The sequence below is a fragment of the Avibacterium volantium genome, assembly GCF_900635775.1.
In the GTDB taxonomy this organism is placed as follows: Bacteria; Pseudomonadota; Gammaproteobacteria; order Enterobacterales; family Pasteurellaceae; genus Avibacterium; species Avibacterium volantium.
Genome location: NZ_LR134167.1, coordinates 1,457,562 through 1,471,878 on the forward strand (window position 1 = coordinate 1,457,562; position 14,317 = coordinate 1,471,878).

Here is a 14,317-nt window from a genome sequence, read left to right on the forward strand (position 1 = left end):
TAAAAATTAGTTATATTCATCAATGATATTGGCTTGTACTTCAGCGCCCTGTTCGTTAATTTTTTGCCATTGCGGATAAGCGCCGGTTAAATCACCACTTGCCATACCTAAGCGCATTGCCTGATCGACAATAATTCGTGCTACATCAAAATGGCGCGAAACTGGGTAATTTTCCAACTGCTCTTTCAGCACTAAACTCAAATCAATCGGACGGTTATGCTCACGGTAGGCAATTAACAAGCTTTGCATATGTTCTACAATTTGATCGTGTAAATCAGCCAAACTTTCGTATTGTAATTCTTCTGGCAGTTCCCCTAGCGCATCTTCTTCACGCAGCACCAGTTCTTCATCGCGCAAATCCACTAAACGCTCAGCCTGCGCTGTCCATAAATACCAAGGATTTTCAAGATATTGTTGAATAGACTGACGTAAACGCTGTGAAAAGACACGGTTTTTGTCCATATCAATTGCGGTACGGATAAATTTATGCACGTGGCGGTCATAGCCAATCCATAAGTCAATAGACTGTTGCCCCCAGCTGATAATGCGGTCTAATTTTGCTTGTAAATCAATGATAAGCTGATCGATAAAATAAAGATTTTCCTGACCGATCACACAATCTTGAATACGCAATAATTGCGCTTGCAGTTTATCCCCCGCAGAATTGAGCGTATCTTGCAATTCACGCAGATTGCTTGAGGTTTCATCTAACAAACGCTCACAGCTTGAAATAGCGGCTTGCCAATCTTTAGTTAATAGCTCGGCGATTTCATCTTTAATGCTTTGCTGATTTTCGTCCATCACACGTTGGGAAAAATCAATGCTATCGAAAATCTCCGCCACAGAATATTTTAATGGCGCAAACACATTACGCCGCCAATGATGCTCATCGCCCCCTTCTTCCGCTGCTTCAGAAGCGCGTTGAATTTCATCTGCCACAATTGAAAGCTGAACAGAAAGGCGTAAGGCAGAAAATTCACGCTGACGAATATAATAATCGGATACGCCAACACCCAACGGCGTTAAACGATAAATCGCCAAGCCTTCGGTAAACTCACTACTAAAACGATTGAGAAAGCGCTGTTTCACTAATTCATTAATCGCATTATTGGCGCGGGTGGCAATATTATCGGGAGATTGCTCAAAGGCTGATGCCGTATGGCGGAAAATATCCACTAAATCCGTTTCCAGCATTTCACCGTCTAAGCGCTCATTGTTATAAATGGCAATCGCCAATAAAAACGCCAAACGATCAGTCGGCAAATTCAGCGAAAACTCTCGCTCTCTCGCCCAAGAAACCAATTCAGGGATTGTTTGTGATGTTTCAAGCATTGTGTATTCTCACAAGCAAATAAAAATTAGACAAAAATTATAGTTGATTATACAGGAATTTTTACGGATCTTGTAGATCGTTTTTTTACCAAAAATGTTTACAAAAACTTGTTATTTAGCAAAATGTATTTACAATAAAGAAACGGTTATTTGATTTAACATTCAAAATGGAAATTGAATTTGATCAAAAGAAAAATCAGCGCAATATTGAAGAACGCCAGCTCTCTTTTGAAATGGCACGCTATTTTCATTGGAATAGCGCAATGATTATCGCTGATGATAGAAAAGATTATCCTGAACCGCGTTTTTTAGCCGCTGGTTATGTTGGGACAACAGCGCGATTACATATTCTCGTATTTACACCAATAAAAACAGGAATTCGAGTTATTAGCTTCCGTAAAGCAAATGCAAGGGAGATCAAAAAATATGAAAACAGAGAAAAACACACCGCTGATTAGTGCTGAAGGCGAAGTCCGGGAATTACAGCAAAGCGATTTTACACAAATGAAATCATTACAAGAAACAATGCCTGATGATTTTGTCAATATGGTGCTTGCACATCAAGCAGAAATGGAAAAGCAAGGACATATAAAACCGAAAGTCAGGGGCAAACAAAAAACGCCAACCAAACAAATTATCACTATTCGCTTATCACCTGAAGTGATTGAGGCCTTTAAAGCCACAGGGAAAGGTTGGCAATCGCGTATTAATGAAGTGCTTCTCCAGCATATTCATTCCGTATAATCAGCAATGACCGCATAATAAAGTGCGGTCAAAAATTTTCATCTTTTTAGCTACCTAAAAAGACCTAATCCTGCACATTCCTATTGGAAAAAATCCCATTACCCCTTACTATACGCAAGTTTTTTAAATTGATATAACCGAATAATAAACCCAATGAGCGAAAATTTAACTTCTCAAAACGAAAAAACAAAGAAACAAATCTATAATTTCAATAAGTTACAAAAACGCCTACGCCGTAATGTGGGCGCAGCTATTGCCGATTTTAATATGATTGAAGATGGTGATAAGGTGATGGTGTGCTTATCTGGCGGTAAAGACAGCTACACGTTGCTGGATATTTTGCTTAATTTACGCCTTAACGCACCGATTCATTTTGATATTGTGGCGGTAAATTTAGATCAAAAACAACCAGGCTTTCCTGAGCACGTCTTACCGGAATATTTAGAGAGCATCGGCGTGGATTACAAAATCGTAGAGGAAAATACCTATGGGATTGTAAAAGAAAAAATCCCAGAGGGAAAAACCACCTGTTCCCTTTGTTCTCGTTTAAGACGTGGGATTTTATACCGCACGGCGACCGAGTTGGGTGCAACCAAAATCGCACTCGGGCATCACCGTGATGATATGTTAGAAACCTTGTTTTTAAATATGTTCTACGGCGGCAAACTCAAATCAATGCCGCCCAAATTAATCAGCGATGACGGCAAGCAAATTGTGATTCGTCCGCTGGCTTATTGCAAAGAAAAGGACATTGAAAAATATTCCATCGCCAAACAATTCCCGATTATTCCTTGTAATCTATGTGGTTCGCAACCTAACTTACAACGCCAAGTGGTAAAAGAAATGTTGCAAACTTGGGATCGCCAATATCCGGGGCGCATCGAAACAATGTTCAGCGCAATGCAAAATATTGTGCCTTCGCACCTATGCGATAAAAATTTGTTTAATTTCAAAGATATTCAACGTGGACAAAACCTAGACGGCGTGGAAGGGGATATTGCTTTTGATAAGCAGGAGCTACCTACTACCCCATTATTCCAAGATGAAGATGAGCAAACGGATTTCAGCCAAAATGAAATGATTTCGTTTAAGGAAGTGAGTTAAACAAAGGCTGAATAAGAAAATGGCAAAAATAAAGAGCGGTGAAAAAATCAAAAGTTTTCCACCGCACTTTCTATTTCTGTATTTTCTATAAACTCGGTTTTACATTCTACGCGCTTGCCAATAGGTGCGCGTCCAGTAAGGGCTATTGAGTGAAGAATAAATCACGCCACCTTTAGTTGAGGCGTGTAGGAATTGGCCGTCTTTCACATAAATCCCAACGTGGTAGCCATTTGGCCCGCGTCCTGTTTTGAAGAAAACTAAATCACCCGTTTGAATATCCTCTTTCGCCACTTTCGTGCCGTATTTCACTTGTTCTCTTGTGGTACGAGGCAAATTAATATTAAAGCGTTCGCGGAAAGTTGTCTGCACAAAGGCTGAACAATCAATGCCACGGCGGCTTTGCCCGCCTAAACGATAGGGGGTGCCAGCCCATTCTCGTTGATGTTCTGACAGCATCGCAATAGTCATAATGGGATCGTTTAACTGGCTATGATAGCGGTTATGTTTAAACGATTTATATTGGACGGAAGAGCTTTCATTTGAGCTAGAACAAGCTACACTCAGCAATACACCACCGCCAATCAGCAATGTTTTAAGTAAATTCATTGTAAACTCTAAAATAAAAAAGAACAAAAAACTACCCGCACTTTTTTGCACGGATAGTTTTAAATGAGAAATGATTAAGCTTTTGGCTTAGATTTTTCTACACGAGAGCGTAATTTTTGACCGGGTTTGAATACTACCACTCGGCGCGCGGAAACAGGTACGCTTTCCCCTGTTTTAGGGTTGCGTCCTGGGCGTGAGGCTTTATCGCGTAATTCAAAATTACCAAATCCAGATAATTTCACATCTTGCCCACTTTCCAATGCCACTCGAATTTCCTCAAAAAAACTTTCCACCAATAATTTGGCATCACGTTTATTTAGATTATGCTTTTCAATTAAGCTATCGGCTAATTCAACTTTGGTCAATGTCATAATATTAATCTCTCAAATAAGCATCAAATCGTTGTTTTAATGCGTCTAATACCGCTGAAATTACCGCATTAATCTCTTTCTCTTCAAGGGTTTTATCAGTGTCTTGAATGGTTAAGCTAATGGCTAAACTTTTCTTACCTTCTGGTAAATTCGCCCCTTGGTAAACATCAAATAAACTTACGTTTACAAGCTGTTTTCCGCCCGCTTGACGACACACTTCTAACACATCGCCCGCTGGTGTTGCACTATCCACTACAATCGCCAAATCACGTTTATTTGCAGGGAAACGAGAAATTTCTTTGGCATTTGGAACAGGTCTTTCTGCAATGGCAGCCCATTCAATTTCAAATACGATAGGTTTACCAGATAAACCAAGCTGTTGCACCACTTTTGGATGCACCGTGCCAATATAACCGATTTCTTTATCGTCTAACATAATGGCGGCAGATTGCCCTGGATGTAATGCTGGGTATGATTTTGCAACAAAACGCAAACGATTTCCAGCTTTTGTTAAGGATAAAATTCGCTCTAAATCCCCTTTAAGATCAAAGAAATCAACGTTTTCCCCTTTTTGTTCCCAATGAACAGGGCGTTTATCCCCTACAATCGCTGCACCGATAACATATTCTTGACGCACGCCACTTTCCGCTTCCGCATCAGGAATAAAGCGTAGTCCGCCTTCAAAAATGCGTACACGGCTTTGTTGGCGATTTTGGTTGTAAGCAATGGTTGTAAGCAAGCCCGGTAATAAAGACACGCGCATTGCCGACATTTCACGCGAAATTGGGTTTGGCAGAATTAATGCTTCTTGCTCTGGGTATAATAATTGCTGAACTTCTGGATCAACAAAGCTATAAGACACAATTTCTTGATAATCGCTATCGACAAATGCGGTACGCACACGCACCAATTCTAATAAACTTTCAGGCATTGGTTTCATTTGTAAATGCGCTAATGGGGCATTATTCGGAATGTTGTTATAACCGTAAATGCGTGCCACTTCTTCGATTAAGTCTTCTTCAATTTCAATATCAAAACGCCAGCTTGGTGAAATGGCTGTCCATAAACCGTCTTGGTAGCTCACTTGCAAGCCTAAGCGTTGCAAAATGTCTGTAACGGTTTCCGTTGGAATATGATGACCTAATAAGTGATCTAATTTTTCACGGCGTAATTGCACCTGTTTTACTTTTGGTAAATTCGCTTCGCTCACCACTTCGCAAATTTCACCCGCTTCGCCGCCGCAAATGTCTAACAATAAGGCGGTTGCACGTTCCATTGCTTTGTGTTGAAGATTAAAATCTACACCACGTTCAAAACGGTGTGAAGAATCAGTATGCAAGCCATATTGTCTAGCACGTCCTGTAATGGCTAATGGCGCAAAGAATGCAGCTTCAAGAATCACATCTTTGGTTTCGGCATTCACACCACTGGCTTCGCCACCAAAAATACCCACCATCGCTAATGGGCCATTTTGATCAGCAATCACTAAAGTATTTGGTTGAAGTTTGGCGGTTGTGCCATCTAATAGCACCAATTCTTCGCCTTCTTTTGCCATACGCACTTGCACAGGCTGCGCCACTTTTGCTGCATCAAAGGCGTGCATTGGTTGGCCAAGTTCCAGTAAAATGTAATTGGTAATATCCACCACGGGATCGATAGAACGAATACCGCAACGGCGTAATTTTTCTTGCATCCAAATTGGCGTTGGTGCTTTCACATTCACATTTTTCACCACACGCAATAAATAACGTGGGCAAGCTTCAGGTGCTAACACTTCAATTTGTGCTTTATCTGCAATGGTTGCTGCAACAGGCTTGATTTCAGGGGCATTAACAGCTTGCTGATTAACCACGCCCACTTCACGGGCAATTCCTGCAATGCTTAAACAGTCCGCACGGTTTGGCGTTAAGCTAATTTCTACACTGTTATCGTTTAATTGCAAATACTCACGCAAATCTGTACCAATTGGTGCATCTGCTGGCAATTCGATGATGCCATTGTGATCGTCTGAAATGCCTAATTCGCTGAATGAGCATAACATTCCTTCAGAAGGCTGACCGCGTAATTTGGTTTTCTTAATTTTAAAGTTACCAGGTAACACCGCACCATCAACCGCACAAGCCACTTTTAAGCCTTGACGGCAGTTTGGCGCACCGCACACGATGTCTAATAGACGTTCACCACCCACATTGACTTTGGTTACGCGTAATTTATCCGCATCAGGGTGTTGCGCACATTCCACCACTTCCCCTACAACAACGCCACTAAATTCGCCGGCAACAGGTTCAACGCCATCGACTTCTAGTCCGAGCATTGTAATTTGATCACATAATTGTTCCGTGCTAACGGCAGGATTCACCCATTCACGCACCCATAATTCACTAAATTTCATATTCTTTCTCTACATTAATATTTCGGTTTTCTATTACTTAAATTGTTTTAAGAAACGGAGATCATTTTCAAAGAATGAACGTAAATCTGTTACATTGTAACGTAGCATTGTTAAGCGTTCTACGCCCATTCCCACCGCAAAGCCAGAATATTCTTCTGGATCGATACCCACATTGCGCAGCACATTTGGGTGAACCATTCCACAGCCTAACACTTCTAACCATTTTCCGTTTTTGCCCATAACGTCCACTTCTGCTGAAGGTTCGGTGAATGGAAAATAGGAAGGACGGAAGCGCACTTGTAAATCTTCTTCAAAAAAGGCGCGCAAGAAATCGTGTAATAAGCCTTTTAATTCACTGAAGTTCGCGTTTTTATCCACATAAAGCAATTCAATTTGGTGGAACATTGGCGTGTGCGTTTGGTCGTAATCGTTACGATATACACGGCCCGGTGCCATAATGCGAATTGGTGGACGCATTTTTTCCATTGTACGGATTTGCACCCCAGAAGTTTGCGTACGCAATAGGCGCTCTGCATCAAACCAGAACGTATCGTGATCCGCACGCGCTGGGTGATGAGCAGGGATATTTAACGCATCAAAGTTGTAATAATCGGTTTCAACTTCAGGCCCAACTTCTACACTAAAGCCTAAGTTAGAGAAAAATTTCACCACACGCCCAATGGTTACAGAAACAGGGTGCAAGCCACCTAATTCCGTTTTACGCCCCGGTAAGCTGACATCAATACTCTCTTTCGCCAACTGTGCATTCAAGGCTTCTTCTTCCCATTGTGCTTTTTTCGTGTTTAATAAATCTAACACTTTTTGCTTGGCTTCGTTAATTTTTGCGCCCATTGCCGGACGCTCTTCCGCTGCCACATCACGCAATCCTTGCATTAATTGAGTAAAATGCCCTTTTTTACCAAAATATTCCACACGAATGGCATCTAGCGTTTCAAGGCTTTTATCGTGCAATTTTTCAATCGCTTCTTTTGCCTGTTCGGTAATTTCTTTAAGGTGTTGCATACCTATCCTCTAATAACAATCTAACATTTGAAAAATTTCCTAATGATAATACTAACGCCTTAAAAAATCACGTTTTTATTGTGGCTTTTCGCAATTATTCTCCCTTTCCCATTGCTGAATTTTTTCTTGCACGGAAAGTGCGGTGAAAAATTTGCCTGTTTTTGGCAGCGTTTTCACATTAATCTGCTGGTCTTTGTAAGTAAATTTAAGCTGATAACAGTGCAAATAAGTGCGGTCGGATTTTTGTTTATTTCCGCCATAAAGTTCATCACCTAAAATCGGGCTGCCTAGGCTTTTCATTGCCACGCGTAATTGGTGCGTTTTGCCTGTTTGTGGAAACAAAATAAAAAGGCGTAAATTTGGCTCACAGCTTAGGGAAGAAAAACGCGTGATGGCAGGGTTTTCCTTGCTTTGGCATAATTTCCAAGTGCCATTGCGAGATTTTTGCATATCCCCCACAATTCGCCCTTGCTTTTTCTTTGGCTTTTCGCTGGATAACGCCAGATAGGTTTTCTCAATGCGATGATCGGCAAATAGCCCTGACAAGGTTGCCGCCGCCTGTTTATTCAACGCCAAGATTAACAATCCAGAAGTTACCTTATCTAACCGATGCACTAGCCACACTTGGGGCAAATTTAATTGCTGCGCCACTAAAGTGGTTAGACCAAGCGCCTGATCATCTTTATGCACGGAAATGCCACAAGGTTTGTGAATAATGATAAAATCGGCGTGCTGAAAAACAATGTCGAACATTGGCGTTGTGATCTCTGGCATAATTAGATGTTTATAAAAGTGCGGTTAAAAATAAATGAATTTTACTTTTCAACAGATTATAGCATATCTCGTCCCTGTCCTGATTTGGATTTTGACCATTTCTATCACAATGCGATTAGTGATAAAAAAACAATCGGTTTCTGCCACCCTTTCTTGGTTGATGATTATTTATCTCGTGCCAGTGGTGGGCATTATCGCCTATTTAGTGTTTGGCGAAGTGAAATTAGGCACAAAACGGGCAAAAGCATTTCGTTTGCTTGCACCGAAATTTAACCAGTGGTTTGGCGATTTTTCGCAATGTCCGCAATTAATCAATCATCACAACACCCTGCTTTATCGCCCCATTTTTGATTTAGCCAAAAGTCGTTTAAATATCCCTTGCGTGCTGGGTAATGAGCTACATATTTTAGACACGCCAGAAAGCATCATTAAAAGCATTATTCAAGATATTCACCAAGCCCAACACAGCATTAATATGGTGTTTTATATTTGGTGGAATGGCGGCTTAGTGGAAGAGGTGCAGAACGCGCTAATTAGCGCACAACAGCGTGGTGTTACGGTGCGGATATTGGTGGATAGCGTGGGCAGCCGTCAATTTCTAAAAAGTAAAAATTACCGCCAAATGAAAGAAAGTGGCATTGAGATCACCGAAGCGCTACACGTTAATTTACTGCGTATGTTTTTTAGTCGTATTGATTTACGCCAGCACCGCAAAATTATTGTGATCGATAATCAAATTGCTTACACCGGCAGTATGAATATGGTTGATCCAAAATATTTCAAACAAAACAGCCACGTTGGCGAATGGGTAGATATTATGGTGCGTATTAACGGCCCTGTTTCTGCCGTGCTAAATGGGCTTTATGCGTGGGATTGGCAAATTGAAAGCGATAAAGAAATCCCCTTGCAGTTGCCAGATTGCCCTTTGTTACCCGTTGATCATAATAACTCTCACGCCGTACAAATTCTTGCCACGGGTCCGGGCTTTCCTGATGATTTAATGGCGCAATCTCTTTCTATTGCGATTTTTTCCGCGCGCCAAAGCATCACCATTACTTCGCCTTATTTTGTGCCAAGCCATAGCATTGCTGAAGCCTTACGCATTGCGGCATTGCGTGGTATTGACGTTACGCTGATTCTTCCAAAGAAAAACGATTCTTTAATGGTAAGCTGGGCGAGTCGCACCTTTTTTGAAGATCTGCTTGCCGCTGGGGTGAAAATTTATCAATTTGAGCAAGGCCTATTACATACTAAAAGCGTGTTGATTGATAACCGCCTTGCCCTCGTTGGCACGGTAAATATGGATATGCGTAGTTTTATGTTGAATTTTGAAGTCACAATGGTGGTGGAAGATCAAAGTTTTGCCAATGAAGTAACCCAATTGCAGCAACACTACCGCCAAAGTTCTTCTTTATTAACCTATGAAAACTGGGTAAAACGCCCTGTTTATCAACAGGTTATCGAACGTTTATTTTTCTTATTTAGCCCGCTTTTATAAACGATAAGTGCGGTATAAATTTTCCAACTTTTTAAGTATTTTAAGGATAGCAATGAAAAAACAGCTTACTTTTTATTTAGTTCGCCATGGACGCACTGTTTGGAACGAACAAGGTTTATTACAAGGACAAGGCGATTCTCCGCTGATCGCCGAAGGCATTGAGGGGGCAATGAAAACAGGCGAACACTTAGCCAACGTGCCTTTTATTGCTGCCTATTCAAGCGTGTTAAAACGGGCAATGGATACCACCCAATACATTATTGGCGAACGCAATATTCCTTTCTTTCAGCATAAAGGCTTAAACGAGCATTTCTTTGGTAGCTGGGAGGGCGTGCTGGTGGATAGCATTCGTCAAAGCGAAGAATTTCAGCAAATGACGAAAGATCCTGCGAATTATCAAGCCAAAAGCAACGGCGGCGAAACCTTTGCTGAACTGGCAGAACGCGCAATGCAGGCGGTTTATGACATTATCAATGTGCATAACGAAGGCAATATTCTACTGGTTTCTCACGGACACACACTGCGTTTATTGCTTACCCTATTTGACGGCTCAACCTGGCAAAATCACCGTGAAAATCCACGAGTAATTCGTTTGGATAACACGTCCATTAGCATTGTTCACTATGAGCAAGCGGAAAACGAAAATGTAGGGCGTTTTGTGTTAGAAACGGTGAATAGCACGGCGCATTTATAGTGTTTTTTTGTAAGGCGTTAGGTGAAAGTCGTATTTAATGGCGAAAAAAGTGCGGTAGAAAAATTTTGATTTTTTGCACCGCACTTTAATAATCAAACTAATTACTTCATCTACTCTACTTCACCCATTCCGTTTGTAGGTAAGTCAAGCGTTCAATATTAGTTATGTAATGCCCTAGCTCTTGTTCCTCAGGGCGATGCACATAGGGGATTTGCCCGAGCAACGGTGCGTCAATTTTTTTACTCAGCATTTCAATAATTTCCGCATAATGGGCTAAGCCTGGGTTAATGCGATTGGCGATCCAACCTACTAAGGGCAAGCCCGATTGTTGAATAGATTGTGCGGTGAGTAAGGCGTGATTAATGCACCCCTCTTTAATGCCAACCACCAGCACTACAGGCATTTTGTGCGAAATAGCCCAGCTGGCAAAGCTGTATTCCTTATTCATCGGTGTTAGCCAACCAAATGCTCCCTCCACTAACACAGATTGATAACGCTGCGTCAGCGCGCTGAGATCGGCATTAATTTTTTTTATATCAATACGTTGCCCGTCTTCACTTAACATAGGCAAACTGTGCGAAAAGCTATAACTATTCACATTTTGGTAGGTTACATTTTCTTTTGTGGCATCGATTAAGGTTAGCACATCAGAATTATTTTCTAGCCCATAATCACTATCTACTGTGCTTTCGCAATAAGACCAATCTTCTTGACAACAAGCTATGGGCTTATAGCCGACAATCTGAATACCTTGATTTTGCAACGCTTGGATAATGGCACGGCTGGATACGGTTTTCCCTACATTCGTATCTGTGCCGGTAACAAAAAAGCAGCTCATCATTTTTTCCTTATGATCCAATTTGTGTTGAATTCTAAAGGAATTTCATCAGGAGAACATTGAGCTAACACAATTTTTCTTTATTTTTCAGTAGATCACCTAACAAACTGCCGTCATAAATCCCTTGTTTAATGGCGGCGGTTAATACTTCTGGGCTATTCCATTTATAACGGCTCGTTACCACTTCCACATCGCAATGATAAAGGGATAAGCGTTGATTTAAGCGGGCTAAGAAAATCTCTTTTGCTGCCAATAAACAGGTGTTTAACATCACTTTTTTAGAAGAAAACATATTCACTAAACACATTAAATGGTAAGCCGTTAAATCAGCAATATGATGAATAATATCAACGGCTTTCCCATCATTTTTTTGTGCCTGTTCACATAAAAAGTGGATTTTTTCAATATTATCAATTTGTTGATTGTTGGGATACGCCAAATCAATCAATTTATAAATGGCTTTATGTGTTAGCTGATTGATGATTTGATTGCGTTCAATTTCAGGTAACTGATTATTAAGTTTATCCTGAATTGGGTTTAATCTTGGGGTAATGAGTTTATCAATATTCATTTTTGGCTGTTTGTTACATCGTAACACATCACCTTGCGATAGCACGCTTAAATTTATCCGCTCATCAAGTTGTAAAAATAAAACGTGATCACAACCAATCACACTGCCCACCGAGCTTTCAGCAAACAGCCAAGTTTGGAAATAATCCGTAACCATTACTGGCATTTTGAAATAAGGGTGAAATAAGGCTTTCAAATCTAAAGTCAGCTGACGATTGCCAAGCTGATAAACATAGCGTTCTTCACTGTCTAACTCCCCTGTTACCGCAATGGAAAAAGTGATCACCTTATAAGGTTCAAGTTTTGTTTTTTCTAAAAACGCTTGCACATAGCCAACTAAAACGCGATCTAATTGGGCAAATTCTTCACGGCGTAAAGGAAAGGAATGTTCTGCCAGCGGTGTGCCATCTAATTCACAAAGAAAAATATCAAAGCGATCTTCGCTCAACACCGCACATAAGGATTGCCAGAAAAAAGGCGATACACATAAACCAATAGCTGGACGACCACGGTTTTCTGTATTTCGCACGGCTTTTTCAATAATTAGCCGTTCGTTAATAAGCTGACGGGTTAAAGAAGTAATTGTCGCAGGGGCTAAGCGTGAGAGTTTTGAAAGGTCAATCCGCGAAATTTCTTCAAATTGCTCAATGAGTCGATACACTTTCCCTAGTTGCTGTAATTTTAAGACATACTTATCTTGTTTTCTTTCCTTGATCATAACGCCTCATCGTTGATTAATTAGTCGATTAAATTTTTGAAATGAAATAATTGTTTTTTATATCAGGTTGCGATCTAAAAACAAGTTATTTACTTCAATTTTGTGGGCGACTTCACAAAAACAATCGCACAATTCATTTTGGCAAATGTCTTGACTTGCGGTAAACTAGGCACGTTTTTACGCTAATTTTTTTGATTGAGGTTTATATGACACAAATTGCCCCTATCGTAGATGTATTACAAGGCAAAATTCAAATCGGTGATCAAGTTACCGTGCGTGGCTGGGTGCGTACTCGCCGCGATTCTAAAGCAGGGCTTTCTTTCCTTGCGGTGTATGACGGTTCTTGCTTTGATCCTATTCAAGTGATCGTAAATAACGACATCGCAAATTATCAAGATGAAATCCTACGCTTAACCACAGGTTGCTCAGTGATCGTAACGGGTAAAGTGGTGGAATCCCCTGCAGAAGGGCAAGCGGTTGAATTACAAGCGGAAAATATGGAAGTAACCGGTTGGGTGGAAGATCCTGATACCTACCCTATGGCAGCCAAACGCCACAGTATTGAATACTTGCGTGAAGTAGCGCATTTACGTCCACGCACAAATATTATTGGTGCAGTGGCGCGTATTCGTCATTGTTTAGCACAAGCCATTCACCGTTTCTTCCACGAACAAGGTTTCTACTGGGTGGCAACGCCACTTATCACCGCTTCTGATACCGAAGGGGCGGGCGAAATGTTCCGTGTTTCCACCCTTGACTTAGAAAATCTCCCACGCACAGAACAAGGTGCGGTGGATTTTTCGCAAGATTTCTTCGGAAAAGAAGCGTTTTTAACCGTATCTGGTCAGCTAAACGGCGAAACTTACGCTTGTGCATTAAGTAAAATCTATACCTTTGGCCCAACCTTCCGTGCAGAAAATTCAAACACCACTCGCCACTTGGCAGAATTCTGGATGGTTGAGCCTGAAATGGCCTTTGCGGATTTAAACGATAACGCAAAACTTGCGGAAGATATGCTTAAATATGTGTTCCGTGCGGTATTAGATGAACGCAAAGATGACTTAAAATTCTTTGAAAAACACGTTGATAAGGACGTTATCAGCCGTTTAGAAAACTTCATTAATTCTGATTTTGCGCAAATTGATTACACAGATGCCATTGAAATCCTATTAAAATCAGGCAAAAAATTTGAATTCCCAGTGTCTTGGGGCATTGATTTGTCCTCAGAACACGAACGTTATTTAGCGGAAGAATATTTCAAATCCCCAGTGGTAGTGAAAAACTATCCAAAAGACATCAAAGCGTTTTATATGCGCTTAAATGATGACGGCAAAACCGTGGCGGCAATGGACGTATTAGCCCCAGGAATTGGTGAAATCATTGGTGGCTCACAACGTGAAGAACGCCTAGATGTGCTAGATAAACGTATGCTTGAAATGGGCTTAAACCCAGAAGATTACTGGTGGTATCGCGATCTCCGCCGCTACGGCACCGTGCCACATTCAGGCTTCGGTTTAGGTTTTGAGCGTTTAATCGTTTATGTAACCGGTGTGCAAAATATCCGCGACGTGATCCCATTCCCACGCGCACCAAGAAACGCGAATTTCTAGGTTTTAGATTAAGATAAAAGCAAAGAGCGGTGAAAAATTTCCG

General features: G+C 41.1%; 14 protein-coding genes. 6 read left to right on the forward strand and 8 right to left on the reverse strand.

Annotation, left to right across the window (positions count from 1 at the left end; genetic code table 11):
• Positions 1 to 6: 6 nt before the first annotated feature.
• The gene (gene mukF, locus ELZ61_RS07060; RefSeq protein WP_126372475.1) at positions 7 to 1,332 is read right to left on the reverse strand and encodes a chromosome partition protein MukF; all 1,326 of its coding nucleotides are present in this window, start codon (positions 1,330 to 1,332) and stop codon (positions 7 to 9) included.
• A 167-nt stretch (positions 1,333 to 1,499) separates the two neighbouring features.
• Between mukF and ELZ61_RS07065 the strand changes: the two genes are divergently transcribed.
• From ELZ61_RS07065 to ttcA, 3 genes are all read left to right on the forward strand, one after another.
• Positions 1,500 to 1,790, forward strand: coding sequence for a BrnT family toxin (locus ELZ61_RS07065; protein WP_126372477.1), 291 nt, complete (start codon positions 1,500 to 1,502; stop codon positions 1,788 to 1,790).
• On the forward strand, positions 1,759 to 2,076 hold the full coding sequence (locus ELZ61_RS07070) for a BrnA antitoxin family protein (protein WP_126372479.1): 318 nt from the start codon (positions 1,759 to 1,761) through the stop codon (positions 2,074 to 2,076). Before ELZ61_RS07065 ends, ELZ61_RS07070 begins: the two co-directional genes overlap by 32 nt.
• A gap of 153 nt (positions 2,077 to 2,229) precedes the next feature.
• The gene (gene ttcA, locus ELZ61_RS07075) at positions 2,230 to 3,180 is read left to right on the forward strand and encodes a tRNA 2-thiocytidine(32) synthetase TtcA (RefSeq protein WP_126372481.1); all 951 of its coding nucleotides are present in this window, start codon (positions 2,230 to 2,232) and stop codon (positions 3,178 to 3,180) included.
• 99 nt (positions 3,181 to 3,279) lie between these two features.
• Here the strand turns inward: ttcA and ELZ61_RS07080 are convergent, their stop codons facing one another.
• From ELZ61_RS07080 to ELZ61_RS07100, 5 genes are all read right to left on the reverse strand, one after another.
• Positions 3,280 to 3,786 (reverse strand): C40 family peptidase, encoded by a 507-nt coding sequence (locus ELZ61_RS07080; RefSeq protein ID WP_115249635.1) that lies wholly within the window; start codon positions 3,784 to 3,786, stop codon positions 3,280 to 3,282.
• Between the two features lie 74 nt (positions 3,787 to 3,860).
• Positions 3,861 to 4,157: an integration host factor subunit alpha gene (locus ELZ61_RS07085; protein ID WP_103855875.1), complete on the reverse strand. Its 297-nt coding sequence runs from the start codon at positions 4,155 to 4,157 to the stop codon at positions 3,861 to 3,863.
• 4 nt (positions 4,158 to 4,161) lie between these two features.
• Positions 4,162 to 6,549 carry a phenylalanine--tRNA ligase subunit beta gene (gene pheT / locus ELZ61_RS07090; RefSeq protein ID WP_126372484.1) on the reverse strand — a complete coding sequence of 796 codons (2,388 nt, stop codon included), beginning with the start codon at positions 6,547 to 6,549 and terminating at the stop codon, positions 4,162 to 4,164.
• A gap of 33 nt (positions 6,550 to 6,582) precedes the next feature.
• Positions 6,583 to 7,572 carry a phenylalanine--tRNA ligase subunit alpha gene (pheS, locus tag ELZ61_RS07095; RefSeq protein WP_126372486.1) on the reverse strand — a complete coding sequence of 330 codons (990 nt, stop codon included), beginning with the start codon at positions 7,570 to 7,572 and terminating at the stop codon, positions 6,583 to 6,585.
• A gap of 75 nt (positions 7,573 to 7,647) precedes the next feature.
• The gene (locus tag ELZ61_RS07100) at positions 7,648 to 8,346 is read right to left on the reverse strand and encodes a TIGR01621 family pseudouridine synthase (RefSeq protein WP_126372488.1); all 699 of its coding nucleotides are present in this window, start codon (positions 8,344 to 8,346) and stop codon (positions 7,648 to 7,650) included.
• A 34-nt stretch (positions 8,347 to 8,380) separates the two neighbouring features.
• Between ELZ61_RS07100 and cls the strand changes: the two genes are divergently transcribed.
• Together cls and ELZ61_RS07110 are read left to right on the forward strand one after the other, a co-directional pair.
• Positions 8,381 to 9,844, forward strand: a complete 1,464-nt coding sequence (gene cls, locus ELZ61_RS07105; RefSeq protein ID WP_126372490.1) for a cardiolipin synthase — start codon at positions 8,381 to 8,383, stop codon at positions 9,842 to 9,844.
• Between the two features lie 52 nt (positions 9,845 to 9,896).
• The gene (locus tag ELZ61_RS07110; RefSeq protein ID WP_126372492.1) at positions 9,897 to 10,538 is read left to right on the forward strand and encodes a histidine phosphatase family protein; all 642 of its coding nucleotides are present in this window, start codon (positions 9,897 to 9,899) and stop codon (positions 10,536 to 10,538) included.
• A 115-nt stretch (positions 10,539 to 10,653) separates the two neighbouring features.
• Here ELZ61_RS07110 and bioD read toward each other — a convergent pair whose 3' ends face one another.
• Together bioD and ELZ61_RS07120 are read right to left on the reverse strand one after the other, a co-directional pair.
• The gene (gene bioD / locus ELZ61_RS07115) at positions 10,654 to 11,376 is read right to left on the reverse strand and encodes a dethiobiotin synthase (RefSeq protein ID WP_126373621.1); all 723 of its coding nucleotides are present in this window, start codon (positions 11,374 to 11,376) and stop codon (positions 10,654 to 10,656) included.
• A gap of 64 nt (positions 11,377 to 11,440) precedes the next feature.
• The gene (locus tag ELZ61_RS07120; RefSeq protein WP_126372494.1) at positions 11,441 to 12,664 is read right to left on the reverse strand and encodes an ROK family protein; all 1,224 of its coding nucleotides are present in this window, start codon (positions 12,662 to 12,664) and stop codon (positions 11,441 to 11,443) included.
• Between the two features lie 206 nt (positions 12,665 to 12,870).
• On the opposite strand from ELZ61_RS07120, the gene asnS reads away from it, so the two are divergent.
• Positions 12,871 to 14,274, forward strand: a complete 1,404-nt coding sequence (asnS, locus tag ELZ61_RS07125; protein WP_126372496.1) for an asparagine--tRNA ligase — start codon at positions 12,871 to 12,873, stop codon at positions 14,272 to 14,274.
• The last annotated feature ends 43 nt before the right edge of the window (positions 14,275 to 14,317 follow it).